Raw genomic sequence first — 26,764 nt, forward strand, 5'->3', positions numbered from 1 at the left:
GCACTCTTCATGAGTCCCACGATTTGATCAGCGTTATGGCAGAGTTTGCCAGCGTTGCACTAATTGTTGCGGCAGATCGTGCTCGACTTCTTGAATCGCACGCACAATCGCATAATAAAAACCTTCCGCATGAGCCCCGCCGTGGCTTTTGACCACAATGCGCGAAAGCCCTAATAAACTAGCGCCATTGTAGCGCACGGGATCAAGCTCATTTTTTAACCGCTTGAGTGCCGGCCTCGCCAGTAAACTTGCCAGACGTCCGCTCAGTCGGGATTCGAATACCGCCTGAACGCGTTCAATTAGCATACTGGCCAACCCTTCACTCGATTTCAGCACTGCGTTGCCGACAAAACCATCACAAACAACGACATCAAGGTTGCCGCGAAAAAGGTCTCCACCTTCAGCATAGCCTTGATAGTCAAAAAGGGCGTGAGCAGGGTAACGGCGCAAAAATGTATTTGCCTCACGCACACTGCGACTGCCTTTTGTCGCTTCGGCCCCAACGTTAAGCAGTGCCAATCGAGGTTGCTCAATAGCGTCAACGCTCTGCGCCATGGCCGCCCCCATTACGGCAAAATCCACCAGCCGCCGCGCGGGTGAATCCACATTCGCCCCCAAGTCGAGCAGATAGCAACGCCGACCATTTCGTGTGGGGATCGCCGTACTGATCGCTGGGCGACTAATACCTGGCAATGTGCCCAATTCGCGCCGCGATAAGGCAACTAACGCTGAGGTATTCCCCGCGCTTACGCCAGCATCGGCGCTGCCGTGCGAGCCATTACCTGCCACACAGCGCAGCATTTGCGCCATGCTGCTGTCTTGTCCATGACGTAATGCCCACGCAGCAGTGGCATCTTGGGCCACGCTATCGTGACTATCGCATACCACCAAACGTGACGTTGCCGCAGCCAGAGGCTGCGGCAAGCGCGAGAGCTCGGCAACGATTTGCCGGCTTGGACCAAACAACAAAAGCTCCAAATTATCGTGGTGCAGCGCTGCTTTAGCGGCACCATGGATGATGGATTGGGGGCCTTGATCGCTCCCCATTACATCAATTGCGATGCGCACGCGTTACTGAGCCACGATTACTGAGTCATTGCGATTTGACCACTGACAAAAGGCGCGAGGTATTAAACCTCTACGACCTTACGACCGCGATAGAAGCCGTCCGGAGAGACGTGGTGACGCATGTGCGTGGTGCCCGTCTCTTTGTCTTGAGACAGTGTCGGTGCGCTCAAGGCATCGTGACTGCGACGCATACCGCGCTTAGAGCGAGTTTTACGGTTCTTTTGAACTGCCATGGGTGTTTACTCCAAGTGTGTAGGGTAAAAAGATACTATTTTTTGCCTTTCAACGCGCCACTGCTCTTCAAAGCATTGAGCACCGCGAAAGGGTTTTCGGCTGGCGATTTGGTATCGTCCGAACCTTTGGCTTTGCTGACCAGCTGATCTGGCGAAACACTGCATTCCTTTTCGTCGTGATATACGACTTGAGGCAGACTGAGAATCAACTCATCCTCAACAACCGTCAGCAAGTCCAGCTGTTCATTTTTCACCAGCACGGGCTCATGGCTTGCAGGAAGCTCTCCTGCTAACGCTTCGTCGCTGATCATGCCAAGCAAAAACCGGCTTTCCACTTGCTGCGGCATCGGCTCTAGGCAACGACGACATGCAAGCAACATATCCGCTTGTAAGTGGCCACGAATTTCACGACGACCCTGCTCATCAATGCCAAACTCAAGCACGACATGACAGTCGCCTGTTTGGTCACCGGCTTCTTCGACCAGTCGCGTCAGCTGATTCAGCGCAACAAGGCCTTCGAGTCGTTCGTCGCGGGCTGCAAGCTTATAAGGCTCAACCCGACTGGGGAGTTGTGAGGTCAACATAGGCGCGCAATGATAGGCACTCACCCCTTGTCTGTCAAAGCCGCCGATGCATTTCTTATCTCTGGGCGTATGTTGTCGGCTTCGTTACACTCATCGCCAATTGCTCAACTTTAACTTTTTGCCGAGAGTTTCACCATGCCAACACCCTCGCCATTAGTGCTTGCCTCGAGTTCTCGCTCGCGCCGCACCCTACTCGACCGCTTACACATCCCTTACCAGTGCCATTCGCCCGATATCGACGAAACACCAAGACAAGGAGAGCTTCCGCAAGCGCTGGTGCATCGTCTTGCCCTCAGCAAAGCTTTTGCAGTGGCCGATCACTATCCTGCCCACTGCATTATTGGCTCCGACCAAATCGCCGTCTTTGACGACGAAATTCTAGGCAAACCGCATACGCCTGAGAAAGCACGAGAAAACCTCGCTCGCTTTTCAGGCCAGCGGGTGACATTTCTTACCGGCTTAGCGTTGCTGGATACGCACAGCCAGCATCACCAAGTTCATGTTGAACCGTTTGACGTTGTATTCCGTACGCTTTCAGAGGCTGAAATTGCCTATTACGTCGCACAAGAACAACCGCTAGACAGTGCCGGCAGTTTCTACATGGAAGGGTTAGGTATTGCGCTCTTTGCCTCGCTGGAAGGCCGAGACCCCAACGCACTCGTCGGCCTCCCTCTGATTGCCCTATGCGATATGCTGCGCCAAGCGGGCTTCAACCCGCTTGAGCAAAGGTTTAATGACCAGACGACTTAATAAGCAATAGGCGATGGCGACGTAGATATCCCCAACACCTGTGCAGCGGTTTGCGTAAAGCGCCGCGTCAAACGATCAAACGGATCAAGACTCGGCGTATAATTCTCCCAGCGAACCTCTCCCAAGTAGTCGCGCGATAGCGACTCCAGCGAATCCAGTCGGTCAACCAAGCCAAGCTCCATCGCCTGCTCGCCGTTCCATATCAAGCCCGAAAAAATTTCCTCTTCATCGCTTAAGCGCTCCCCTCGCCCAGCGCGCACATCGTCAATAAACTGCTGATGAGTGCTGTCCAGCACCGTTTGCCAAAACGCCACCGTTTCGTCATCCAAGGGCTTGAACGGGTCTAAAAAGGCTTTGTTTTCACCTGCCGTCACTACCCGCCGTTCAATGCCGATTGAATCAATGGCTTCATTAAAGCCAAACCCTGAGTAGATAACGCCAATAGACCCTACCAAGCTCACCGGAGATGCGGCGATTTCATCCGCCGCCGCGGCAATGTAGTAGCCGCCACTGGCACCGATGTCTTCAACCAGCGCGATGATGGGCTTATCACCCGACTCCCGTAGGCGCATCATCTCAGCAAAAATACGCTGTGACTGAACGGGGCTGCCACCAGGACTATTGATATGCACTACCACCGCCTGGGTATCGCCTGAAGACCACGCGCGATTAAGCCCACGAATAACACGCTCCGCGTTGGCAGGGGAATCGCTGCTTATCACGCCGGTGACTTCCACAACACCCAGATGCGGCTGCGTCGGCATCGCGCTACCGACTCCCGCTTGATAGACGCTGTAAGCGCTCAGCGATAGCATACCCAGCACAATAGCCACTAGGACAAAACGGAAGAAAAGCTTCCAGCGGCGGCTGCGGCGCTGTTCGGTCAACACGCCACCGATCCAACGATCCATCATTTCCATCTGCGCTAAGCGCTGGCGCTCTATCAACGTTGCCGCGTCATCGTCAGGCTTGCCGGCTGTAGGCGAGGCTTGCTCTTGCTTCGCTTTATCTGATGCGACCGACGCATTTTGCGTCCAAGGGTCGTGTTTATTCGCTTCAGGTTCATCGCCAGTCGGCGTTTTGGTGGTTTCGTCACTCATGTGCATATCCTTAAAAAGCCGTATTACGCATCATTGACGACACTCACGGTGCAGCCAATCAAATAAACTCTCTACGTTATGGGCCATATATTCCGGCTCACTGACGAAAAGACGCTCAACCGAGTGCACGCCGTAGCTAACGCCTACCCGCGACATGCCTATCGCCCGCGCCATTTCCAGATCATACTCGGTGTCGCCCACCATCACCGCGCGCTCAACCGGCACATTGAGCTCGTCTAACAGCTCGCTAAGCATTTGCGGATGCGGTTTGGAGCGCGTTTCATCCGCCGTGCGGCTGGCGTGAAACCAATCACCGCTTTGCGTATCACGAAAAATGCGGTCCAACCCACGGCGGGTTTTGCCTGTGGCCACGGCAAGCTTTAACGCTTTTCGCTGACGTAGCGCACCCAGAGACGCTTCCACACCGTCGAAAAACGTCATCGGCGTAGGGTCGGCATGCACAAAGTGATGCGCATAGCGCTCGCGTAGGCGTGCCGACTGCTCGGGCAAAATCCCAGGACAGAGCTTATCCACCGCTTCTGGCAACCCAAGCCCGATGATATCCTCGACCGCCGGCCCCGGCAGATCACCCCACTCCGCCTCGCGCGCGGCAGACTGCATACTCGATACAATACGCGGCACAGAGTTCATCAATGTGCCGTCCCAGTCAAAAATCACAAGTTCAAAACGCATATCTGGCCTGTCGGTTACTAGCGAGCACGTTGTAGCACCGTCTCAAGGGCCTCGGGCAACGCGGCCTTGACGGTGACGGGACGACCATTGGTCGGCTCGGGAAAGGTTAACGCATGAGCATGAAGAAATAGCCGCCCAACATCCAAATGCTGCGAGAGCTGCCGGCTATCACGGCTGGCATACTTGTCATCCCCCAGCAGAGGATGCCTAGCATGCGCCGCATGAACGCGAATTTGGTGCGTACGCCCGGTGACAGGCTCGGCTTCAATCAGCGTAGCGCGTGAAAAGGCTTCCACCACGGCAAAACGCGTGCGGGACACTTTACCATTAGGATCGACGCGAACCCGGCGTTCGCCGTTACCGGCATCATAGCGATCAAGCCTTGCGCTGACATAGGTTTTACGCGCCGGCCAGCGCCCCGCCACCAGTGCCCAATAGCGCTTTTCCATGGCGTGTTGTTTTAAAGATGTATTGAGTGTGACCAACGCCTCGCGGGATTTTGCCAGCAACAAACAGCCTGAGGTATCGCGATCAAGGCGATGCACCAGCTCCAAAAAAGAGAGATCGTCGCGCACTTGGCGCAATGCTTCGATCAAACCGATTTTGACACCGCTTCCCCCGTGTACCGCAAGCCCTGAAGGCTTGTTGAGCACCAGCCAATCCGGCCCTTCCATGATAACGCTACCCAGCAGCACATCACGCAAGTTGTCGCTGACGTCTTTGACCGCTTCGCGCGGTGCCAGGCGCAGCGGCGGCACGCGCACCACGTCGCCGCCTTGCAGGCGGTAGTCGACTTTGACGCGTTTTTTATTCACCCGCACTTCGCCCTTACGCACGATGCGGTAAATCAACGCACGCGGGGCGCCTTTCAATCGTGTCATTAAAAAATTATCGATTCGCTGTCCTGCTTGCTCAGGGGCAATATCGACCCACTGCACTTCACGCCCTTCGGCCATGGTCGTGCGCTCCTGCTCTATGCCAAAAGCGGCATTCTAGCGTAGACGCCTGCGCATTGCGTCAATTGCTGGCATAGCGCTTTACTGGTATATTCGAAAGCGCTCGCCCTCCATGTGGCCAAAGGCGCCTGCCCGACCAACACGCAGGCCAGAGCAAGGCGGAAATGGCCGTGTACGCATGGTCATATGCGCCTAACAAAAACACTGGCGCGAGTGAAAACACTAACGTCAGAAGATTAAAAAGTCAGATCGCTGCCATTAACGCAAATTAACGGCAGTGAGAAGTCGTAAAAGATAAACGCCACGTCCGCCGTCAAATTGCCTAATGTCATAGGGCAGATTGAGCGACGGGCACTAAGTTCAACGTTGTGCCGGTAGCCGACGTTGGTAAATCGATGAATGCCAGGTGTTGGCGGAGTCAGCAGGACCGGATGGAGATGACAGCCACCGCGATATGTCCTGCCTCCGCCACGTACTCAACGCCCAAACCAGCCGGGTTGGCAACTACCATCCGGCTTAATGCGTCAGCATATCTATGCCCGAGCACAAGCACGCAGCAACGCGATTTGCTTTACGTCATTCGTACTAAGTTATCAGTCGTCTGTTTTCCGTACTGACTGTTCTGAACTTAACGGATCGCCGGCACGCAACGCTATGTGAGAAAACATGAAACGGATGCTCATCAATGCGACCCAGCCAGAAGAGCTGCGCGTCGCGCTTGTCGATGGTCAACGCCTGTACGATTTGGATATCGAGTCCGGTTCTCGGGAGCAGAAAAAAGCCAATATTTACCGGGGCAAAATCACCCGCGTCGAGCCCTCTCTCGAAGCGGCTTTTGTCGATTTTGGCGCTGAGCGCCACGGCTTTCTGCCGCTCAAAGAGATATCGCGCGACTACTTTGTCAAAGATGTATCTGGCCGCCCCAGCATTAAAGAAGTGCTGAAAGAGGGCCAGGAAGTCATTGTCCAGGTGGATAAAGAGGAGCGCGGCAACAAAGGTGCCGCCCTAACGACCTTTATTAGCCTTGCAGGGCGCTTTTTGGTACTGATGCCCAATAATCCCCGTGCGGGAGGCATTTCACGCCGCATTGAGGGCGAAGAACGTAGCCAGTTAAAAGAGGCCATGGGCCAGCTCACCGTGCCGGACAAGATGGGCCTGATCGTGCGCACTGCCGGTATCGGCCGCTCGCCCGAAGAACTGCAGTGGGATTTGGATTACTTGGTGCAAGTGTGGGAATCCATCACCACTGAAGCAGGCAAACGCTCTGCGCCGTTTTTGATCTACCGCGAATCCAACGTCATCATTCGTGCCATGCGCGATTACTTACGCCAAGATATTGGCGAAGTACTGATTGATAGTCCGGAGATTCACGCCGACGCGCTCAATTTCATCCGCCAGGTGATGCCGTCGTACCAGCAAAAAATTAAGCTCTACGCTGACGAAGTGCCGCTTTTTTCGCGCTTTCAGATCGAATCACAGATCGAAACCGCTTACCAGCGCGAGGTAAAACTCCCCTCCGGCGGCTCGATTGTGATCGACCACACCGAAGCACTGGTATCGATTGATATCAACTCTGCGCGCGCAACACGCGGCAGCGATATCGAAGAAACGGCACTGCAAACCAACTCCGAAGCCGCCGACGAGATCGCCCGCCAACTACGCCTGCGCGATATTGGCGGTTTGGTCGTGATCGACTTCATCGACATGGGTCCTGCGCGCAACCAGCGCGAGGTCGAAAACCGCATGCGCGACGCGCTGAAACTCGACCGTGCCCGGGTACAGATTGGTCGCATTTCACGTTTTGGGCTGATGGAGATGTCGCGTCAGCGTCTAAGGCCTTCGCTCGGCGAAACCAGCGGTGTGGTTTGCCCACGCTGTAACGGCCAAGGCACCATCCGCGATGTACGCTCGCTTTCGCTTTCGATCATGCGACTGATCGAAGAAGAAGCCATGAAAGAGCGCAGCGCGCAAATCCGGGCTATCTTGCCCGTGCCGGTCGCGACTTATCTGCTTAACGAGAAGCGCAGTGTGCTGGCAGATATCGAAGCCCGCCAAGAGGTTCGCGTCGTACTGTTGCCCAATCCTGATATGGATACCCCTCACTACGATGTGCAGCGTCTCCGCGACGACCACCTCGACGAAGACGACACGCAAACGCTCTCAAGCTTTGAGCTTTCAACAGATACCGATGTTGGCAAAGAGCCAGACCCGAGTTTCACCCCCCCTGCCCTACGTGCGGAAGCCGCCGTCAAAAGTGTCGTGCACAATGCGCCCGCCCCGGCATCGCTGCAAAATGACACCACGCCCAGCCAACCTGCCGATAATAAAGAGGCGGACGCTACCACGCTACTCAGCCGCATGATTCGTGGCGTGGCCAAATTCTTAGGCAACGATAGCGAGCTCGGTAGCGAACAAGAGCGTAGCACCCAGCAAGAAGCGGCACCGTCTACGCCCCGCACGCAAACGCCGAAGCGCAAGCCCAGCGAGCAACGTCGCGATAACCCCCGTCGTGAAAGTGCCAAAGGCACTGCCAAGGGCAACGCCAAAGAGAGTCCCAAGGCGGACGACAAAGCCAACGCGAAGCCTGAACCTAAAGCGAAGCGCCAAGAAGACGCCGAGTCGCGTAGTACACAGCGCAATACGTCATCAGGTGATAAGCCCGCGGGTGACACGCCCTCTGGTAAAGAGAATTCCTCGGGTAAAGAGAGTGCCGGAAAAGAAGACAACGGCGAGAAACGCAGCGGCCCAAGCCGCACCCGTAATCGTCGTCGTCATCCGCAGCAAGAAAAAGGCGATAACAAAGATAATCGCCAGCGCAATGAAACGGCTCAACCGCAAGAGACAAAAAAGCCGGATGTGGCGAAAGATGCGTCGGACGAGAGCAGCAAGTCATCGCCAAAACCATCGCGTAAAGAAGCTCCAGCCGAGTCTGATGCCGAAGCCACTGCGCAGGACGATGGCAAGCCGAAGCGTACTCGCAACAATCCGCGCAGTCGCTCGCGCCAACACGCTATCAACCCCAAAGCGGAAGCTGAGCAGCTGAAGTTGCAAGCACAAGCAGCTGAGACACCTGCTGAAGAGGCTTCAACACCTGAGCCTGAGAAAGAAGCAGTTACTCAGGAGCAAAAAGCGCCAATTGAGGCTACACCAGAAGCTCAATCAGAGGCCAAATCTGACGACGCGCAAACGGACGCTAAGTCAGCGACCAAGCCTAAGTCAGAAAAACCTAAGTCAGAAGCCAAGCCTGAGTCGGAGGCAAGCGAGCAAAAGGCAAAAGCTGCGGAAAAGGCTGAGAACGCTACAGCGCCTACTGCCAGCACCGAGCCTGCACCAGCTGCGCCAACCGAAGAAGCCAAGACGGACACGGAGACTCAGCCAACCACTGACGCTCAGCCGAAAGCGGAGGACGAGGCTCAACCGGCGGCGAAAGCCAACGCAGAGACACCGGCAGCCCCTGAAACGGAAACAGAACCTACGGTGGAAGCCGCACCTCAAACGGAACCAGACGCCCAGGCTGAAACAACACCTGAAGCTGAACCAGAAGCTAAGGCCGAATCAGCACCTGGAGCAAAGACGGACTCAGCTTCCAGCCAGCCTGACGCCACGACGGAAAGCGCTGACACGAACAAAACGGCGCCTGCCACAGCAGAAAACGCAGCCGCTGATTCGCAAGCGACAACGCCTGCTAGCGGCGAAGAGCAGCCAGCAGAAACAGCGAAAGCACCAGCAGCCAAACAGGCTGAAGGTGACGCTGAGAGCCAAGCAGCGGCCAAATCGCGTCGCCGTCGTCGGGCACATAATGACCCTCGTGAGTTACGCAAGCGCCAGCAGCAGGATGCTAGCGGTGAATAAACCGTAATCGTCACGAAAGGTAAAAGCCCAGAGGCGACACCTCTGGGCTTTTTTTATAGCGCTTCTCGATGTGTGGGTTAGGTCATCGTGGTGGCTGAATCCTTTAGTTTAAGCTGCAGTTTTGACGGCGGGCTTCAACATATCAATGTGACGTATGCCATCCTCATCGTATGGTTCGCTGACTGTCTTGAACCCCAATGATTGATAAAATTCACTTAAGTAAACTTGTGCGCCAATCTTAATATCCATACCAGGGAACGTCTGCTCTGTGAAACGAATGGCTTCAATCATCAGCGCACGACCTACTTTACGACGTCTAAACTTCACCAGCGTCATTACTCGGCCAATGGAAGGCTGAGAATATTTAACTCCCGGATCCACTACTCTTACGTAAGCAGCCAGCTCCCCTTCCATAGAAGCGAAAAGATGCCAGGAATGGAGGTCCATCTCATCGACCTCTTGATAGGCGCACTGCTGCTCAACCACAAATACCGATTCGCGTGCTTTGACCATTTCATAAAAATTTAGCACGCTTAACGATTCCAGGCGAGACCAGCTAAAACGTAACGGCATGAAGTCAATATCTCCATAATTTAGGGTGCAGTAAAGTCGGCATTTAACGGCTAACCTGCCGCTACGGCACACTTCACGCCTGCTCCAATCCCGCCAAGAACTGTTTAAGCAGCTCATCGAGTTGCGCTCGTTGATCTACAGTCAAGCCGCTTACCAGCTGCGCCTGGGTTTCCACATGAGCAACAACGGCTTCATCGATTAACTCGAATCCACGCTGGGAAAGAGAGATGAGAAAACCACGACCATCGTCGGGGTTTTTGACCCGCTCAATTAAACCCGCCTTTTCCAGTTGATTGATGCGGTGAGTCATGGTGCCTGAAGTCACCATGGTGGATGCCATCAAATCCCCCGGCGATAGCGCGTAGGGCGCTCCCTCACGGCGAAGAGTTGCCAGAACGTCAAAGCTCGCGTCAGTCAGACCGTATTTCGCCCAGGTCTTCTCCATTGCGCGTATTAAAGCGTGGTTAAGCCGTTTGACCCGCCCGATGGTAGCCATCGGCGCTACATCGAGGTCGGGCCGCTCCTGCCGCCACTGTTTGAGAATGTTGTCTACATGATCCATGAGCGTATTTTGCGCCTAATTAGCTTGACGTCAAGATTAATCACACATATCTTGACATCAAGACACTTTCGAAACGGTACCAATGAGAACTACGCGAATGACATCATTAAGCACTACCCGCACCCACTCACGCAAAAGAGCTTGGCTTGCCCCACTGGTGTATCTGTTATCTGGTGGTGCCTTGCTGGGTCTATCGACTAATTTGGCAAAACTTGCCGGTGACATTCAGCTACCGGCGCTCGCTTTTCTGTTTTGGTCAATTTCAGGGGCGGCGCTTATTTTGTTAGTACTCGCGGCCTTCCGCGGCAATCTGCCGCCGGTCAACGTCCGTACCGTTGAGTATTACGCTATTTCAGGTCTCCTGGGCGTAGCGGGTGCCAATCTGCTTTTTTTCTCAGCTATCCCCCATGTGGGTGCGGGGTTCGTGGCATTAATCATCACTCTGCCACCGCTACTCACCTACATCGGCGCATTAGCGTTAAAAATGGAGCGATTTCAGGTGTTGCGTGCGACGGGGGTTATATCAGCCCTCGCGGGGGCCGTCACCCTAGCTTTCCATAAGCTTTCTGCACCGGATGCCAATTACCTCTGGATTCTCCTCGCTTTAATTGGCCCCGTTCTGCTGGCTATCGGCAACCTCTACCGAACCTTACGCTGGCCAGCAGGCGTATCCAGCGATGCGTTGGCGCCAGGGATGCTTATCGCCGCGGCCATCATTCTCCTCAGCGTGGGGTTTCTGCCTGGCTTCTCACTGAGCGTTCCGACAGAACGCTCACTGCCGTTCTTGCTGATTGCACTCCAGGCGATGGTCTTCGCCGGCCAATTCTTACTGCTCTTCCTTCTACAGAAAAGTGGCGGCCCGGTCTTTCTGAGTTTATTGGGTTCCGTCGGCGCCTTAGTAGGCGTTCCAGTCGCCATCTTGGTGCAGGGAGAAACCACCCCAGAGGGATTACTACTAGGCACTCTATTAATTGGTACCGGTATTGCCCTGCTCAATATTGGCAAAGCCAAGCATCGTCCCCAGGTTCACTAAGCCAATAAGAACTCAACAAGAGTCGTTAAACTAAATTACTTATATCGTTAATGCTCCGCTCCATATAGTGAGTCCCGCCTTCCGTTTTCCGCACCCGAAATCCCATGCGCTCGTATAAAGCAATTGCGGGGTTGATACAAAACACACGAAGGCGAATTAAGTTAATACCCGCTTGCTGGGCTCTTTCCATCACGTAGCGGATTGCCTCGGCGCCTATACCTTGACGCTGCCACTGCGGGTCAATTTGTAGTTCTCGAATGTAGTAGGCGTGCTCATCGTGATTTAGCAGCAAGACACCCGCCCGGCAATCACCAACGACTAACTCGTAGTTGTCTAACTCGTCCCACTGTTTATCAAACAAGGCGGTTTCCCAACGCATATCAAACTGCTTATGGTAGGCAGCCATGTTTTGACGAATTAAATTTTCTGCAAACGCCTTGTCGTTAGTAGGCCGTATTAGAGGCGTCATATCTTGATTCCTAGCGCGACGTTTACGCACTTTTTGCAAGAGTTGCTATGCTCGTATAAAGCGATGGCTGGGTTGATACAAACATATAGAACCAAATATTAACGACACTATTTACCTGCTACTACAGGCAACGTGGTTCAATTTCCAGCGCGATGCCAAAACGCGCTTGAACGGTCGCGGCAATACGCTCGGCTACCTGCAAAAGTTCAGCGCGGTCGCCACCGCCAAAGTGCACTAACACCAGTGCCTGATGCTCATGCACACCAAAAGCGCCAAAACGCGCCCCTTTTAACCCACACCGATCAATCAGCCAGCCCGCCGCGATTTTATAGCGCCCATCAGCCTGCGGGAAATGCGGCATGCCAGGATGGCTTGCGAGTAGTTTCTCTGCTTTTTCAGCGCTAACCAAAGGATTCTTAAAAAAACTACCGGCATTGGGCAACTGCGTTGGGTCGGGTAGTTTCTCACGGCGAATTTGGCACACGCTTTGGGCGATTTCCAAGCTGCTTGGCTGCTTGCTTACGCGGCGGGATAAATCCCCATAACCCAGCATCGGGCGCGCTGTGCGCGAAAGACGAAGCGCAAGACGGGTAATAATCACCTCACCTACAAGCGATCTCTTGAACACGCTATCGCGATAGCCAAAGGCGCAGTCATCAAAGGAAAGCCAACTCAGGGTCTCGTCGTGGCGCGACATTACCTGTACGCCTTCCAGCACATCGGAAAGTTCCACGCCGTAAGCGCCAATATTTTGCACCGGCGCGGCCCCGCAGTCGCCAGGGATCAGTGCCAAATTTTCAACGCCCCACAGCCCACGCTGTGCCAGTGTCATCACCAGCGAATGCCAGTTAACTCCCGCACCAACGTAAGCCATCACGGCATCATTCCGCGCGTGTAACCACCACTGCTGCAAACGCGGGCGTATCACGGCGCCTTTCAGGCGCGCGGGCAGCAGCACATTGCTTCCGCCGCCCAATAGATTAAGCGCCCACCCTTGCTCGCGCGCATCGTGCACGCAGGCAGCAAGGGCTTTAAGCGTTTCGGGCGCGGCAAAATGTTCGACTTTGGCAGGCAAGCGCAGTGTGTTGGCATTGCTAAGATCTACGTCGCGCTGCCAGTGAAGCACTGAATTCATGCTCCCGACCGAATGTGATTAAGCAAACCGCGAGAGGCGCTTTCGATCAAATCTAATACCTCCTCGAAGCCCTGATCGCCGCCATAATAAGGGTCTGGCACCTCAGCATCGGCGTGCCCGGCAAAATCCAGCAGCAGACCCACGTGCCCGGCGTAATCCGCTGGCTGCATCGCACGAATCGCCTGTAGGTTATCGTGATCCATGGCCAAAATATAATCAAAGTCGGCGAAGTCATCGGGAGCGAGTTGCCGCGCCCGCAGCGCGCTAATATCAATGCCGCGCTGTTTGGCAGCGGCCTGGGCACGCTTATCGGGCGCCTTGCCCACATGCCACGGGCCGATCCCACAGGAATCCACGCCCACTTGCTCGATCATGCTCGCGTTGTCGAGCACTTGACGAAAAACACCTTCAGCACTGGGTGAGCGACAAATATTGCCTAAGCAAACAAACAATACGTTCATTTTGTCTCCTCTTGCGATGGCTCCATCAGTGCCCTGACGCGCGCCAGGTCCTCCGCTGTGTCGACTCCCGGTGGATTAACCTCACATGCTAGCGCCACTTGAATCGCGTGCCCGTGTTGCAGTGCACGCAGCTGTTCAAGCTGCTCCAACTGTTCCAGGCTCGCTGGTCGCCAGCCACGATAAGCGTACAGAAAACCGGCCCGATAGGCGTAAAGGCCGATGTGACGCAGCCAGGCATCGGTTTGCAATAGTTCGGGGCGGGCAGCGAAGTGCTCACGGTCCCAGGGAATTGGCGCGCGGGAAAAGTAGAGCGCACGCCCATCAAACGAGCGCACCACCTTGACCACATTGGGGTTAAATAGCGACTCTACATCGTTGATCGGCTCAGCCAGGGTGGCGATTGAAGCCTCGGTATCGTCCGCTAAACGCAAGGCTACTTGATCGATCAACGCTTTCGGAATCAACGGTTCGTCGCCTTGCACGTTGACCAGGAGCGCGTCATCGCTAAGCGCTAATGCCTCGGCGACCTCGGCCAAGCGGTCCGTGCCAGAGGGGTGATCTGAGTGCGTCATCACTACCTCGGCGCCATAGGGCGCCAAGGCGTCGCGAATACGCGTATCATCGGTGGCCACCACCACGCGCTTCGCCTGACTTTCGCAGGCGCGCCGCCAAACGTGGGCGACCATTGGCTCGCCGGCAATGGGTAAAAGCGGCTTGCCCGGTAGTCGCGATGATCCAAAGCGCGCCGGTACAACAGCAATAAAATCAGCTGCAGCCATTTATGCCTCCCCGGTGCGGCCAGGCGAGGTGGGGAGCTTTTCGTCGGCATCCATCTTGCGCGCCTCATCCGGCAGCATCACCGGGATATCGTCCTGAATTGGGTAGGCGAGTCCGTCGTAAAGGCAGTGCAGCTCACCGGCGTCACGATCATATTTGAGCTTGCCTTTACACAGTGGGCAAACCAGCATCGCTAGCAGTTGTTTATCCATCAGTTCGTCTCCTCGGAAAGGGTTGCGAGCCGTGCGGCTAGCCACTGCTCGAATTCAGGCGGAAGCGTCGCTTCCACATCCAGTACCCAGCTATCGGGTGGGGCGACATCACGGCATTTGACCGCATCTTTAGCGGTCATGACCAGCGGCTGCGGATCTTCGGCAGGTGTAAAACGCAGCGACGCGGCATCATAGGGGTAGTGATCGGGAAAAGCGTGCCACTCGCCGCTAATACCCAACGCCTTTAGCGTGGTAAAAAAGCGCTCAGGCCTGCCGATCCCCGCCAAGGCGTGCACCGGTGGCGTAAACGGCAGCGGCGAAAGCGGCCTGTGCTTATTTGATTTAAGCTCGCGCCAACCGATTGGCGCAAGACGCATCGGCGTTGACGCCACCATCAGCGCGGCCTGTAACTCGCCGTTGACCAGCACCGCATCGACACGGTTTAGGCGCTCCGGTGGCTCGCGTAGCGGTCCGGCTGGTAGGCAACGTCCGTTACCGAGCCCGCGCGCGCCATCCACCACGGCAAGCTCGATATCGCGCCCCAACGCCAAATGCTGCAAGCCGTCGTCGCTTACAATCACATTACAGCCTGCCGCCGCGAGCGTCTTGGCACCACGGGCGCGCAGGGGGTCCGCCACCACCGCCACGCCAGTCTGCTGGGCGAGCATCAGCGGTTCATCTCCGCTTTGCGCGACGGGCGTTTCCGGCGTCACCCACAGCGGGTAACTCGGCGCTTTGCCGCCATAGCCGCGGGTGACGATACCAGGTGTGTAGCCCCGCTCGCTCAACCAGCGGGTAAGCCAAGCCACCAGGGGCGACTTTCCTGTGCCACCTAGGGTAATGTTGCCTACCACAATCACCGGCACCGGGGCCTGCCACACCGCGCGTTTTCCGCAACGGTACGCCGCCTCACGGCGCGTCATTACAGCACGATAAAGCATACCGAGCGGGCGGAGGGGCCAAAGCCAAAAACGGTCCTGATAAGCCGCTTCCAGCCAGTGATCGGCAACGCTCACACCCGCTCCTCCTGAAACTGTAGCTGGTGAAGTGCTGCATAGGCGCCTTCGTATTCTAAAAGCGCTGCGTGGTTGCCTTCTTCAATAATGCGCCCCTGCTCCATCACGACAATACGATCAGCGCGCTCAATGGTAGAAAGCCTGTGGGCGATGACCAGCGTAGTGCGCCCTTTGCAAACGGTTTCTAGCGCCCGCTGAATATAGCGCTCCGACTCGGTATCAAGCGCGGACGTCGCTTCATCCAGAATCAGAATCGGCGCGTCTTTAAAGATCGCTCGCGCGATTGCCAAACGTTGACGCTGACCACCCGAGAGCATTACACCGTTATCGCCTACCAGGGTTTGATAACCATCGGGCAGCTTTTCGACAAATTCATGGGCATACGCCGCTTGCGCTGCCGCTTTGATCGCCTGCGGGTCGGCGTTATCCACGCCATAGGCAATATTATCGGCAATCGTGGTATTGAACAGCGTGACCTGCTGCGACACTAGCGCGATTTGTTGGCGTAGCGGCTTTAGCTGGTAGTCGCGAATATCGGTGCCATCGATGGTGATAGTGCCCTCTGTGGGGCTATAAAAGCGCGGCAGGAGACTCACCAGCGTCGACTTACCGCTGCCCGAACGCCCTACAACGGCCACCATCTCACCTGCGGCCACGCGCAAGTTAATCCCATGGAGCACATTCGGCTGCTCATGCGCGTAGCGAAAATGCACGTTATTCAGCACCACCTCGCCCTGCAGGCGCTGAGGGGCGACCTTGCCATCATCGCGCTCGGCAGGTTCATCCAAGAGCCCAAACAGCTCGGTAGCCGCGGCAATACCTTTTTGAATTTCACTATTAATTTCGGTCAGTTGGCGCACGGGCTTGATCATCAGTGCCGCTGCGGTAATAAAGGCAACAAACTCTCCCGGCGTCATGTCTTCCAACAGCGCCGGCGCCATGGCCAGCCATACCAGCACGGCCATGGAAATCGCGACCAGCATCAGAATAATCGGTGAGCTGATGGCTTTGGTCATCGCCTCTTTCATACTTTGGCGCCTGTTCTCTTCGCTAACCCGGGCAAAACGCTGCATCTCGTAACCTTCAGCGCCGTGGGTTCGCACCACGCGGTGGCCAGAGAGCGCCTCAGAGGCAACGTGCGTCACATCGCCCATCGAATGCTGAATACGTTTAGAAATACGCCGAAAGCGCTTGCTCACATAACTTACCACCAATGCGATCAGTGGCGTAACGGTTAAAAAAAGCAGGGTTAAAAGCCAGTTGGTCCAAAGAAGATAGCCCAACAGCCCGATCACAAAGAGGCCTTCGCGCAGCAGAATCGTCACCGATTTTGTCGCCGCCCCAGCGACCTGCTCAACGTGGTAGGTCACTCGCGACACCAAGTGCCCACTCGAGTGATGGTCAAAAAACACGCCGGGTAGGTGCATCATGTGGGCAAATACATCGCAACGCAGCGTATGGACAACGTAGCGCCCTACATAGGCCATGAAATAAGTACTTAAAAACGTCCCCAACCCACGCGCAGAAAACATGATCACCACGAACAGTGGCAAAAAAATGCGAAAGGCGGCGTCGGGGTTCTGAATCCCGTCGATGAGCCGCTTCATCAACTCCGCCAGCGCGGTGCTAGAGGCGGCATAAATGGTAAAACCCACGACAGCCAGCGCAAAGGCCCGCCAATGTGGCTTCACATAAGTTAAAAGACGTTTGTAAATGGCCCAACCGGAATCTGTCACACGCGCTCCTGGCGATCAGTTTGTAGCAACACGTTCTTGAAGTAGCGGTTATTAAAAACAGGTTGTGAACAACGCGTTTTACGTTTGTTTTAAACATTCGCTAACGTGCGCAGGATTCTACCTCATCACCTGCGGCATCAACACCGCCAGCGCGATCCTGGCCAGTCTCGCGTGGGTAGCACCGCCAGCGGCTCACCAGGAATTAGCCAGAACGTCAGCGCGCCGTCATGAGCCGTGTTCCATAAGCAGCTTTCTTCGCGGCGAAAGCGGCGCACGACACGATCAGCCGGGTGCCCAAAGGGATTATCTCGCCCGGCGCTGAAAATCACATGGCGCGGCGCGGCTTGGCGCACAAACTGTACGCCTGAGCTTGTGTGGCTACCGTGGTGGCCTGCGATCAACACGCTTAGCGGGGCGTCAATATCGGCGAGCAAACGGCGCTCAACCTCAGTCCCGACATCGCCAGTGATCAACAATGCGTGCTCGCCGACGCGCACGCTGAGCACGCAAGAGCGATCATTGGCTGAGCGCGAATTATCTCCCTCGGGTGGCCATAAAATCTCATAGAACGCGCTTCCTTGCCGCCATTGCAGCCCGCGATGACACGGCGTTATCTCTGGCCCTTCGATTCTTTCGCCTTGCGGTGCCAGCCAGCGTGCCGCGCTGTGCTGCTCGATCAACGCTTCCACCCCGCCAGCATGATCTTTGTCCGCATGGCTGATCAGTACGCGGTCAAAACGCTGACCCGGCGGCCAGAGGGTATCCAGCGGCATAAACCCTGAACGAAAACGCGGGCCGGTATCGTAAAGCATCCGCCCGCGGCCACTTTTCAGCTCCACCAACTGCCCTTGGCCAACATCAAAGACGCGCACACGCAAAGCGCCCTCGGGCCAGGGTTCACTACGCGGTGCGATGACCATCAAAGCTACCAACCCTGTCGCACTGATACGCAACCACCGTGACGTGGCAGGCAAGCCCCAGCAGAGTGCGCCCCACATAAAGGCAAGCGCTAATGAGATACCTTGGCGGGCGTTAGGCTCCCAAAGCGGCGCCCACGCGATGGCTATCTCCAAGCTTTGTTGTAGTAGCTTAAGCAGTTGACTAAAGAGCCACCAGGGGATATCGCCCAGTAGCGGTATTGGCGCCAGCAACCATCCTAAGAGTGCACTTGGCACCATCAGCATACTTACCCACGGTACGGCAAAGAGGTTTACTAGCGGGGCAACCGGCGATACGCGGCCAAATGCCAGCAGCACCGCCCCTGCCATAAGAGGTGCTAACAAAAGCTGGGTACGGCATAACGCCCATACCCAACCGCGAATACCTTGCGGGCGGGTTTTCCCCTGCCAAATCACAATCAGCCAAGCCACCGCCACAAACGAAAGCCAAAAGCCTGGCCGCCAGACGGATAACGGATCAAATAGCACCACCAGCGAGAGGGCTAGCCACCACGCTTGCCAAGCCCCTGGTGCATGGCGACCGCTCAGCACCCAGAGGCCCATTAACGCCATAATCATCGCGCGCATAGCCGGTGGCCCAAGCCCAGCGAAACTGGCGTAGGCCACCGTAGCGGCAGCCGCTATCCACCAAGGCCAGGCGCGCATTTTCCAATTATGCGGTGTCAATAGCCGGGCTGATGTACGCGCGAGTAGCATGCTAAAAGTGGCAATCAGCCCGATGTGAAGGCCGGAAATCACTACCAAATGCGTCGTGCCGCTGGCGTTAAGCAGTGACCAATCGTCCGCAGTCAGCGCATCGCTATCACCCAGCGTTAGCGCTGCCAACCAGCGCTTGGCGATGGCATCAAGCGACTGCCCAGCCAAATACGCTAGCGCATGGCGGCGTAGCGAGAAGGGAGCGTCCGCTTGCTGTGAAGGGGCGGGCATTTGGCGCACGTAGCCGGTGGCATGAATCCGTTCACGCCATAACCAGGCGCGATAGTTAAACGTATGAGGATTGCGAAAGCCTCGCGGCGGGCGCAGCCTCAACGTCATTTGCCAGCGCTCGCCAGGTTGAAAAGCGGCCATGTCATAGGCACTCACGCGCACTTTTTGCACCCGTTCACAGCTTGGCTTAGAGAGATGCCCGGTACACTCAATCACTTGCAGTGTCAGGCGTGCGATATTCGCACTTTCACTTACGCTAATAACGCGTGCCTCAACCTGAACATCTTCACCGCTCAATCCAAGCGGCAGTATGCGCCCCTGCTCGGCGTGGATAGCACATAATACGCCAGCACTTATTACCCACCAACGCAGCGCCCGCGGTCGCCACATCGCGAGCAGTAGCGCAGAGACAAGCCACAGGCTCAGGGTCAGATCGGGAAAATGCACGGCGACACCTGAACGGGCTACCGCTGCACCGCTTAACGCCGCCAGCCCTGCGGGTAGCGCTATACCTAACTGCATTCTTCTGCCCTCCCTGGCAAACCTAGCACTCTACCCCTTGCGTAGCCGAATGCACCCACTATATGGATAATGGGCTCTTCACTAGGCAAGAGTATTGACCATGCCGCGGCGGTTTCTACAGCGCTACATGCCCAGGCCCGATACCCTCAAGCGGCAACGCTCGTTGCGGCTGGTCGCACCGTTGATCGCCGATGCAAGGCTATGGCTACTCACCCGTCGCAGTGTAGCGAACGCCTTCAGCGTGGGGCTTTTTTGTGCCATGCTGCCGATTCCCTTTCAAATGCTCATCGCCGCTTTAGGGGCGAAGGTGACGCGCTGCAACCTTGCCCTTTCGATTGGGCTGGTATGGATTACCAACCCGCTCACCATGCCGCTGATTTTTTTTGGCAACTACCGTATCGGCTCTTTTTTCCTCGATATGCCGGTGCGCGAAGCACCAGACCGCATTTCCACACGCTGGGTTGCCGAGCAGATGCATGACATTATGCCGGCCCTGGTGCTGGGCTCCCTAATCACTGCCGTATGCCTTGCGCTACTTGCTAACGTTTGCATCCGGTTGATTTGGCGCTGGCACGTCTCGCGCAATTGGCGGCAGCGGCGTAAAAAACGCCAGCGCCGCCGAGCACAGATTGAGTCAGAGTTTGACGATTAGCTCTGCGCGATAAGCTGCCCAGCATCGAGTTTTAATACGCGATCTTGGTGGGCGGCAAGGTCTGGGTCGTGCGTCACGATCACAAACGCACAGGCACTCTCTTTGGCCAGCTCATCCATCAGTGCCAAAATCGTCCCAGCAGTGGTTTGATCCAGATTGCCCGTTGGCTCGTCCATTAACACAAGGCTTGGGTCGGTCACCAAGGCTCGCGCAATTGCCACGCGCTGGCGCTCGCCCCCGGATAACTCGCCGGGCTTATGATCCGCCCGATCTTCCATACCAACCCGCGCCAGCAGCGCCAGCGCTCGCTTTTCCGCCTCGCGCTTACCCTGACCGCGAATAATTAGCGGCAGCGCGGCATTTTCTACCGCCGTAAACTCTGCCAGCAAATGGTGAAACTGGTAGACAAAGCCGATATAGCGGTTGCGAAAACGCCCCAGTGCGGCTTCGCCCAATCCAGCCAGTGATTCTCCACCAATCACCACGTTGCCTGAGGAGGGACGGTCCAACCCGCCCATCAAATTCAGTAGCGTGGTTTTGCCCGATCCCGAACTCCCTACCACAGCGACACGTTCGCCGGCTCGCACGCTAAGCGAAAGATTATCCAGTACGGTGAGTTCGCGCGGCCCTTCGCTGTAGGTTCGCGTCAGCGCTTGGCACTCCAGCATCACCGGCGCTGGTTCTGTGGAAACAGTGTCCTCAGTGGAAGAATCTTCTTGCGAAGACGGTTTTTGCATAGACGATTTTGGTATCGGCATAACGGCATCCTTACTCATAGCGCAACACATCGGCAGGCTGTACGCGGGCAGCTCGCCAAGCGGGATAGAGGGTCGAGAGGAACGTCAGCCCAAAGGCCGCCGCCACGATACGGCCTACATCGTCCCAATGCAGGCGCGAGGGTAAGTCGCTGATGAAGTAGACACCAGCGTCTAAGAACTGGATGCCCAGTGCCGCTTCCACCCAACCAATCACATCCGAGATAGTTAGGGCAAGAACAACACCCACCAGGACGCCGATGGCGATACCCATCATCCCGATGGCCAACCCCTGAACAATAAAAATACCCATGATCGAGCGCGGCGTCGCGCCGATTGTCCGCAAAATCGCGATGTCTGCGCGTTTATCGGTCACTACCATGACAAGCGTCGAGACGATATTGAAGGCGGCCACCGCGATAATCACCGTCAACAGCAGTGCAATCATGCGCTTTTCCATCTGGATCGCTTGAAACAGATTGCCGTGGGAATAAGTCCAGTCGCTGCCGCGATAATTGGGCCCAAGATCATTGACAATATCCTGAGTTACTTGGCCTGCTACAAAGAGATCATCCAGTTCGAGACGAATACCGCCAACCGCCTCCCCCAAGCGCGCCAACGTTTGCATATCTTCTATATGGGCGTAGGCCAAATTGGCATCAAGATCCGCGCCTACACTAAAAATCCCACTGACCGTAAAGCGTTTTAAGCGCGGAAACACCCCGGCTGGCGTGATTGAGGCTTCGGGCACCAGCAGCGTGACACGATCCCCCACACCAACGCCCAGTTGGCGCGCCAGCATTGAGCCTAAAACCACATTCCATTCACCAGGCTTAAGGTCATCCAAACTCCCCCGGCGCATATGCTCGCCGATAATCGAGACCTGATTTTCCCAGTCAGGGTGAATGCCGTTCACCATAGCGCCTTGGTTGCGGCCATTAATCGAAAACATGCCCTGTTGCTCCACATACGGGGCAGCGCCGATCACTCGCTCGCGCTCAACCAATTCGCTTGCCAGCGACTCCCACTCCACAAGTCCACTACGGGATTCAATTTTGGTGTGCGGCACCATGCCCAAAATGCGTGTGCGTAGCTCGTGATCGAAGCCATTCATCACGGAGAGCACAAGAATTAAAACAGCAACCCCGAGCATCAACCCCAGCATTGAGGTAAGCGAAATAAACGAAATAAAATGGTTCCGGCGTTTAGCGCGCACATAGCGCAGCCCCACCAGAAAAGGCAATCGATCAAGCATGGCGGTCATCCTTATCAGCGAGCACTCATGGTACGGTTTTTTTCGCTTGCCTGCATGTGCCCGCCGCGCCTTTAGGTTTATCATGGCGCGGTTTTTCTGGTACAGACCCACATGAGGCTTTACGTTGGCAAAGACGACTTTCCGTTTGCTGCCCGAATGGCACCCTCAAGACGCCGTTCAGCTCACCTGGCCGCACCCCGATGGTGATTGGGCGCTGCTACTATCCCGCATTGAGGCAACGCTCGAGCGTATTGTTCTTGCCAGCGTGCGTTATCAGCGCGTGCTTATTAGCGCGCCCGACAGCGCGACGCAAACGCGTTTGGCACAAACCTTTGCCGCTTACGGCGTCGCTCCGCACCTTCTTTGCATCCTCGCGGCTGCAAGCGATGATACCTGGGCGCGGGATCACGGGCCTATCAGCGTCGCCAATGCGCAAGGCGAGCTCTGTCTTTTGGACTACCAGTTCACCGGCTGGGGTGGAAAATTCCCCGCCACGCGGGACAATAAGCTTACTCATCGTCTCAACGAAGCGGACGTCTGGGCTTGCCCTGTGGCGTCACGCGATATCGTGCTTGAAGGGGGTGGCATCGAAACCGACGGTTTGGGCACACTGCTCACCACCGAGGCATGCCTATTAAACCCCAACCGTAACACCGAGCTTTCGCGTGACGATATCGAAGCCGAGCTGGCACGCGATTTGGGTATCGAGCGTTTCTTATGGCTTAAAAACGGCTACCTAGAAGGCGATGACACCGATAGCCATATCGATACCTTGGCTCGCTTCTGTGCCCCGGATACCATTGCCTACGTGCGCTGCGACAACCCCACTGACCCGCACTTCTCGGCGTTAAAAGCGATGGAAGCGGAGTTACAAGCGTTTCACCAAGTAAACGGTGAGCCGTACCGCCTTATCCCTTTACCGTGGCCGGAGCCGTGCTATGACCCGGAAGATGGTCATCGCCTCCCCGCCACCTACGCCAACTTTTTGATTATCAACGACGCGGTGCTCGTGCCCAGTTACGCCGACCCGGCTGATGTGGTCGCACTGAATGCGCTGGCCTTGGCGTTTCCCGAACATACGTTGATTCCCATCGACTGCACCAGTGTGATTCGCCAACACGGCAGCCTGCACTGCCTGACCATGCAGCTACCGCAAGGCAGCGTCAATCACGCGCTATTTGCACAGGAGTCATCATGACGACAACGTTGACCGTAGGGCTTGTTCAGCAGCCCGCGTGGCCCGATAAAGCCCGGAGCTTTGCTGAAAGCGAGGCTGGCATCCGCGCAGCAGCCAAGCAAGGAGCTGAACTGGTGCTGCTACAAGAGCTGCACGCCACCCACTATTTTTGCCAATACGAAGATCCGTCACTTTTCGATCTTGCCGAGCCCCTCGACGGCCCCACCGGGCAACGCTTGGCTCAGCTTGCCCAAGAACTCGAAATCGTGTTGGTGGGGTCGATCTTTGAGCGCCGCGCAGCGGGGCTTTATCACAACACCGCCGTGGTGTACGACCGCGATAAAGGCCGCGTGGGACACTACCGTAAGATGCATATCCCCGATGACCCTGGCTTTTACGAGAAGTTTTACTTCACGCCGGGGGATGTGGACGACAGCCGTCAAGAAGGCTTTACCCCCATCGACACCACCGTGGGCAAACTCGGCGTACTGGTGTGTTGGGATCAGTGGTACCCGGAAGCGGCACGCTTAATGGCTCTCTCCGGCGCCGAGCTTTTACTCTACCCTACTGCTATCGGCTGGGACCCGCGCGACGATGACGCCGAAAAACAGCGGCAAAAAGATGCCTGGACGCTGATTCAGCGCGCCCACGGTGTAGCCAACGGCTTACCCGTTCTGGCGGCGAATCGCGTAGGGTTTGAAGCCGACCTGTCAGGTTTGGGCGATGGCGTACAATTTTGGGGCGGAAGCTTTATTTGCGGCCCCCAAGGCGAACTGCTTGCCCACGCGGGAGAAGAGACCGAACAGCTGGTCGTGACACTGGACATGGAGCGCTGCGAGAACACACGGCGCATCTGGCCGTATCTGCGCGACCGGCGTATTGACGCCTACGGCGACTTAACCCGCCGTTACCGCGACTAACTATCAAAACGTGACTAACCATCAAAACGCCACGGCCCGCTATGAAAGCGGGCCGTGGCGTTTACCGGTTGTTTCTCCTTTCAGCTTTACTTCCAAAAATCGCGAATCGAAGCAATGCCTTGGGCGCCCACGGCGCGAGCATGATTGGCATCAAAGCGCGTCATCCCGCCTAAAGCGAAGACCGGCATGCCCGCACGCTCCACGAGCTGCTGGAAATCATGCCAGCCCATCGGGGGTACGTCCGGGTGCGACGGTGTCGTGCGAAGCGGCGAGAGGGTCACGAAATCGCAGCCGAGCATTGCGGCCTGCTTCAGCTGAGCCGTATTATGCGTTGAGGCTGAGAGCCACTTGTTTTCCGCAATAGGTCGGCGCTCTAACTGCATCAAGCGCTCACTGGTCAGTTGAATGCCATCAGCGTCAACATCGTCTAAAAGCGCAGGCGCTGCGTTCAGCAGTAAACGCGCCCCATAATGGCGACAAAGAGCCAGTGCACGCAGCGCACGCGCGACAAAGGCGTTGTGATCAAGCTCCTTGGCACGCAGTTGCACCAGACGAATATTGTCTTCCTTTAGGGCGCGTTCAAGGCGAGCATCAAAGCGCGCTTCGTCTGTTTCTTCAGCGGTGATCAAATACTCGGTAGGCAGCATGACCGCACGTAAAATCGGCAGATTCGCGGCGGGGAACGGGTAGTTGGCCAACTCATTCATCGGCACCCAGCGCACCGCTTGACCTTCACGACCGAATGGCTCACCAGAGAACGCATGGACCTGCCACACATCAAGCAAAATGTGCTTATCCGGGTATTCGTGATGCACACGAATCAACGGCTGGGCACACGAAATTTCCACCCCCAGCTCTTCATGAAGCTCGCGTTTCAACCCTTCCAGGCCGGTCTCGTAGGGTGCCAACTTACCGCCGGGAAACTCCCAAAGGCCGCCATGGTCGACATTAGACGGTCGACGCGCGATCAATACTTGCTTTTGGTCGGCACTAATCATTGCAGCCGCAGCAACGTGCACTCGTCGTTTTACCATTACATTCATTGCATCCGTATCCACTAATTTGCTTACCGACCGCACCACTTCGCTATCCTCTTGCTCAGGCTTGTTCTCGATTTCGCTTTGAACGATTTAGCTTCGGTAGTCGGCGTTAATCGACACATAGTCATGAGAGAGATCAGACGTCCACACCGTCGCGGTCTGTTCTCCCCGCCCTAGTTTAATGCCGATGGTAATTTCTTCACGCGCCATCACAGCACTTCCTGCCTCTTCGTTATAACTGGGTGCGCGCCCGCCGTCTTCCACAATGCGCACTTCATCAAGGTCAATCACCACACGATTAACATCGAAATCATTAACCGGCGCACGACCAACCGCGGCGAGAATACGCCCCCAGTTAGCATCCGAGGCGTAAAGCGCAGTCTTCACCAGCGGCGAATGCGCGACGGTAAACGCCACATCCAGCGCTTCTTGGCGCGATTGCGCTTGCTCCACTTGCAGCGTGACGAATTTGGTCGCGCCTTCGCCATCACGAATAATCGCTTGGGCAAGCTCTGTCATGACGCGCTGCAAGCCATTACGGAAAATCGTGATGTCCTCTTGGGCTTCAATAACTGCTGATTCACCCGTTGCCGCCAACATGCAGGCATCGTTGGTCGAGGTATCGCTGTCCACGGTAATACAGTTAAACGAGCGATCTACCGTCTCACGTAGTAACTGCTGTAATAGCGGCTGCGCGATGGTGGCATCCGTTACCACAAACCCCAGCATGGTCGCCATGTTGGGCTTAATCATGCCGGACCCTTTGGTAATCCCATTAATCGTGACGCGCTTGTCACCCAGCTCCACTACGATACTAGCTCCTTTGGCGACGGTATCGGTGGTTAGGATACCCTCGCCTGCCTGCTGCCAAGCGGCTCCGCTACTATCGCAAGTCTTAAGCGCCTCGGGAATACCGGCAAGCAGCGCATCCATCGGCAACGGCTCACCAATCACCCCGGTAGAGAAAGGCAATACCGCTTCCGGCGAGACACCGGCGTGCTCGGCCAAGGCGTCACAGCTTTTTTTGGCATCACGCATGCCCACCTCACCGGTACCGGCGTTGGCGTTGCCGGTGTTAATCAACCAATAGCGCGGCGTTTGCTGATGCGTCTGGCAGTCGGCTAGGTGCGCTTTTGCCACGTGTACCGGTGCGGCACAAAACGCATTACGGGTAAACACGCCCGCCATGGTGGCCGATTCGGGTAGCTCAATGACCACAAGGTCGCGGCGTCCCGGTTTTTTAATCCCAGCCATGGTGCTGCCAAGGCGTACACCTTTGATCGTGGGCATTGCCGGAAAAGGCACGTTTCCTACCGCCATGTCATCCTTCCTTCACTGTTGAAGATG

Annotated in this window: 26 protein-coding genes; 6 read left to right on the top strand and 20 right to left on the bottom strand. The window is 56.2% G+C overall.

The window, feature by feature from the left end; genetic code table 11:
- Nucleotides 1-33: 33 nt before the first annotated feature.
- The 3 genes from plsX to HZS81_RS00095 form a co-directional block, all read right to left on the bottom strand.
- Nucleotides 34-1,068 carry a phosphate acyltransferase PlsX gene (plsX, locus tag HZS81_RS00085; RefSeq protein ID WP_179928524.1) on the bottom strand — a complete coding sequence of 345 codons (1,035 nt, stop codon included), beginning with the start codon at nucleotides 1,066-1,068 and terminating at the stop codon, nucleotides 34-36.
- Between the two features lie 62 nt (nucleotides 1,069-1,130).
- The gene (gene rpmF, locus HZS81_RS00090; protein ID WP_179928525.1) at nucleotides 1,131-1,301 is read right to left on the bottom strand and encodes a 50S ribosomal protein L32; all 171 of its coding nucleotides are present in this window, start codon (nucleotides 1,299-1,301) and stop codon (nucleotides 1,131-1,133) included.
- Nucleotides 1,302-1,336: 35 nt separating this feature from the next.
- A complete protein-coding gene (locus tag HZS81_RS00095) occupies nucleotides 1,337-1,885 on the bottom strand; it encodes a YceD family protein (protein WP_179928526.1) in 549 nt (182 codons plus the stop codon).
- Nucleotides 1,886-2,020: 135 nt separating this feature from the next.
- On the opposite strand from HZS81_RS00095, the gene HZS81_RS00100 reads away from it, so the two are divergent.
- Nucleotides 2,021-2,635 carry a Maf family protein gene (locus tag HZS81_RS00100; protein WP_179928527.1) on the top strand — a complete coding sequence of 205 codons (615 nt, stop codon included), beginning with the start codon at nucleotides 2,021-2,023 and terminating at the stop codon, nucleotides 2,633-2,635.
- Here the strand turns inward: HZS81_RS00100 and sppA are convergent.
- The 3 genes from sppA to HZS81_RS00115 are packed head-to-tail and all read right to left on the bottom strand — an operon-like array spanning nucleotide 2,632 to nucleotide 5,384.
- Nucleotides 2,632-3,735: a signal peptide peptidase SppA gene (sppA, locus tag HZS81_RS00105; RefSeq protein WP_179928528.1), complete on the bottom strand. Its 1,104-nt coding sequence runs from the start codon at nucleotides 3,733-3,735 to the stop codon at nucleotides 2,632-2,634. The two genes, HZS81_RS00100 and sppA, sit on opposite strands and share 4 nt — an antisense overlap.
- Nucleotides 3,736-3,765: 30 nt before the next feature.
- Nucleotides 3,766-4,428 (bottom strand): HAD family hydrolase, encoded by a 663-nt coding sequence (locus HZS81_RS00110; RefSeq protein ID WP_179928529.1) that lies wholly within the window; start codon nucleotides 4,426-4,428, stop codon nucleotides 3,766-3,768.
- 17 nt (nucleotides 4,429-4,445) lie between these two features.
- Nucleotides 4,446-5,384: an RluA family pseudouridine synthase gene (locus HZS81_RS00115; protein WP_179928530.1), complete on the bottom strand. Its 939-nt coding sequence runs from the start codon at nucleotides 5,382-5,384 to the stop codon at nucleotides 4,446-4,448.
- Between the two features lie 666 nt (nucleotides 5,385-6,050).
- Here HZS81_RS00115 and rne point away from each other — a divergent pair.
- Nucleotides 6,051-9,236 carry a ribonuclease E gene (rne, locus tag HZS81_RS00120; RefSeq protein WP_179928531.1) on the top strand — a complete coding sequence of 1,062 codons (3,186 nt, stop codon included), beginning with the start codon at nucleotides 6,051-6,053 and terminating at the stop codon, nucleotides 9,234-9,236.
- A gap of 108 nt (nucleotides 9,237-9,344) precedes the next feature.
- Here the strand turns inward: rne and HZS81_RS00125 are convergent, their stop codons facing one another.
- Both HZS81_RS00125 and HZS81_RS00130 read right to left on the bottom strand, forming a co-directional pair.
- Nucleotides 9,345-9,809 (bottom strand): GNAT family N-acetyltransferase, encoded by a 465-nt coding sequence (locus HZS81_RS00125; RefSeq protein ID WP_179928532.1) that lies wholly within the window; start codon nucleotides 9,807-9,809, stop codon nucleotides 9,345-9,347.
- A gap of 73 nt (nucleotides 9,810-9,882) precedes the next feature.
- Entirely contained in the window at nucleotides 9,883-10,371 is a 489-nt protein-coding gene (locus HZS81_RS00130) for a MarR family winged helix-turn-helix transcriptional regulator (protein WP_179928533.1), read from the bottom strand.
- Nucleotides 10,372-10,468: 97 nt separating this feature from the next.
- On the opposite strand from HZS81_RS00130, the gene HZS81_RS00135 reads away from it, so the two are divergent.
- Nucleotides 10,469-11,404, top strand: coding sequence for a DMT family transporter (locus HZS81_RS00135; RefSeq protein WP_179928534.1), 936 nt, complete (start codon nucleotides 10,469-10,471; stop codon nucleotides 11,402-11,404).
- A 25-nt stretch (nucleotides 11,405-11,429) separates the two neighbouring features.
- On the opposite strand, the gene HZS81_RS00140 is transcribed toward HZS81_RS00135, so the two are convergent.
- The 8 genes from HZS81_RS00140 to HZS81_RS00175 all read right to left on the bottom strand — a co-directional run bounded on the left by HZS81_RS00140 (nucleotide 11,430) and on the right by HZS81_RS00175 (nucleotide 19,618).
- A complete protein-coding gene (locus HZS81_RS00140) occupies nucleotides 11,430-11,873 on the bottom strand; it encodes a GNAT family N-acetyltransferase (RefSeq protein WP_179928535.1) in 444 nt (147 codons plus the stop codon).
- Nucleotides 11,874-11,994: 121 nt separating this feature from the next.
- Complete coding sequence (gene murB / locus HZS81_RS00145; protein ID WP_179928536.1) at nucleotides 11,995-13,008, bottom strand: UDP-N-acetylmuramate dehydrogenase; 1,014 nt, start codon at nucleotides 13,006-13,008, stop codon at nucleotides 11,995-11,997.
- Nucleotides 13,005-13,469 (bottom strand): low molecular weight protein-tyrosine-phosphatase, encoded by a 465-nt coding sequence (locus HZS81_RS00150; protein WP_179928537.1) that lies wholly within the window; start codon nucleotides 13,467-13,469, stop codon nucleotides 13,005-13,007. Before HZS81_RS00150 ends, murB begins: the two co-directional genes overlap by 4 nt.
- Nucleotides 13,466-14,248 (bottom strand): 3-deoxy-manno-octulosonate cytidylyltransferase, encoded by a 783-nt coding sequence (kdsB, locus tag HZS81_RS00155; protein ID WP_179928538.1) that lies wholly within the window; start codon nucleotides 14,246-14,248, stop codon nucleotides 13,466-13,468. Before kdsB ends, HZS81_RS00150 begins: the two co-directional genes overlap by 4 nt.
- Nucleotides 14,249-14,458: a Trm112 family protein gene (locus HZS81_RS00160; RefSeq protein ID WP_179928539.1), complete on the bottom strand. Its 210-nt coding sequence runs from the start codon at nucleotides 14,456-14,458 to the stop codon at nucleotides 14,249-14,251. It lies immediately after the preceding gene.
- Nucleotides 14,458-15,474 (bottom strand): tetraacyldisaccharide 4'-kinase, encoded by a 1,017-nt coding sequence (lpxK, locus tag HZS81_RS00165; RefSeq protein ID WP_179928540.1) that lies wholly within the window; start codon nucleotides 15,472-15,474, stop codon nucleotides 14,458-14,460. Before lpxK ends, HZS81_RS00160 begins: the two co-directional genes overlap by 1 nt.
- Nucleotides 15,471-17,210, bottom strand: coding sequence for a lipid A export permease/ATP-binding protein MsbA (msbA, locus tag HZS81_RS00170; protein WP_179928541.1), 1,740 nt, complete (start codon nucleotides 17,208-17,210; stop codon nucleotides 15,471-15,473). Before msbA ends, lpxK begins: the two co-directional genes overlap by 4 nt.
- Nucleotides 17,211-17,347: 137 nt before the next feature.
- Nucleotides 17,348-19,618: a DNA internalization-related competence protein ComEC/Rec2 gene (locus HZS81_RS00175; protein ID WP_179928542.1), complete on the bottom strand. Its 2,271-nt coding sequence runs from the start codon at nucleotides 19,616-19,618 to the stop codon at nucleotides 17,348-17,350.
- A 100-nt stretch (nucleotides 19,619-19,718) separates the two neighbouring features.
- Between HZS81_RS00175 and HZS81_RS00180 the strand changes: the two genes are divergently transcribed.
- A complete protein-coding gene (locus tag HZS81_RS00180; RefSeq protein WP_179928543.1) occupies nucleotides 19,719-20,270 on the top strand; it encodes a DUF2062 domain-containing protein in 552 nt (183 codons plus the stop codon).
- Here the strand turns inward: HZS81_RS00180 and HZS81_RS00185 are convergent.
- Together HZS81_RS00185 and HZS81_RS00190 are read right to left on the bottom strand one after the other, a co-directional pair.
- Nucleotides 20,267-21,007 (bottom strand): ABC transporter ATP-binding protein, encoded by a 741-nt coding sequence (locus HZS81_RS00185; RefSeq protein WP_179929000.1) that lies wholly within the window; start codon nucleotides 21,005-21,007, stop codon nucleotides 20,267-20,269. The two genes, HZS81_RS00180 and HZS81_RS00185, sit on opposite strands and share 4 nt — an antisense overlap.
- Nucleotides 21,008-21,038: 31 nt before the next feature.
- Nucleotides 21,039-22,280 carry a lipoprotein-releasing ABC transporter permease subunit gene (locus tag HZS81_RS00190; protein WP_179928544.1) on the bottom strand — a complete coding sequence of 414 codons (1,242 nt, stop codon included), beginning with the start codon at nucleotides 22,278-22,280 and terminating at the stop codon, nucleotides 21,039-21,041.
- A gap of 124 nt (nucleotides 22,281-22,404) precedes the next feature.
- Here HZS81_RS00190 and HZS81_RS00195 point away from each other — a divergent pair, with 124 nt between their 5' ends.
- Both HZS81_RS00195 and HZS81_RS00200 read left to right on the top strand, forming a co-directional pair.
- Nucleotides 22,405-23,478, top strand: a complete 1,074-nt coding sequence (locus HZS81_RS00195) for an agmatine deiminase family protein (RefSeq protein WP_179928545.1) — start codon at nucleotides 22,405-22,407, stop codon at nucleotides 23,476-23,478.
- Complete coding sequence (locus tag HZS81_RS00200) at nucleotides 23,475-24,377, top strand: carbon-nitrogen hydrolase (protein ID WP_179928546.1); 903 nt, start codon at nucleotides 23,475-23,477, stop codon at nucleotides 24,375-24,377. The genes HZS81_RS00195 and HZS81_RS00200 overlap by 4 nt, the downstream gene beginning before the upstream one ends.
- 86 nt (nucleotides 24,378-24,463) lie before the next feature.
- Here HZS81_RS00200 and HZS81_RS00205 read toward each other — a convergent pair whose 3' ends face one another.
- A complete protein-coding gene (locus tag HZS81_RS00205; protein WP_241697324.1) occupies nucleotides 24,464-25,420 on the bottom strand; it encodes a Nudix family hydrolase in 957 nt (318 codons plus the stop codon).
- Nucleotides 25,421-25,507: 87 nt separating this feature from the next.
- Nucleotides 25,508-26,737 carry a bifunctional glutamate N-acetyltransferase/amino-acid acetyltransferase ArgJ gene (gene argJ, locus HZS81_RS00210; protein WP_179928548.1) on the bottom strand — a complete coding sequence of 410 codons (1,230 nt, stop codon included), beginning with the start codon at nucleotides 26,735-26,737 and terminating at the stop codon, nucleotides 25,508-25,510.
- Nucleotides 26,738-26,764 lie beyond the last annotated feature (27 nt).

It is taken from the genome of Vreelandella salicampi (genome assembly GCF_013415105.1).
GTDB lineage: Bacteria > Pseudomonadota > Gammaproteobacteria > Pseudomonadales > Halomonadaceae > Vreelandella > Vreelandella salicampi.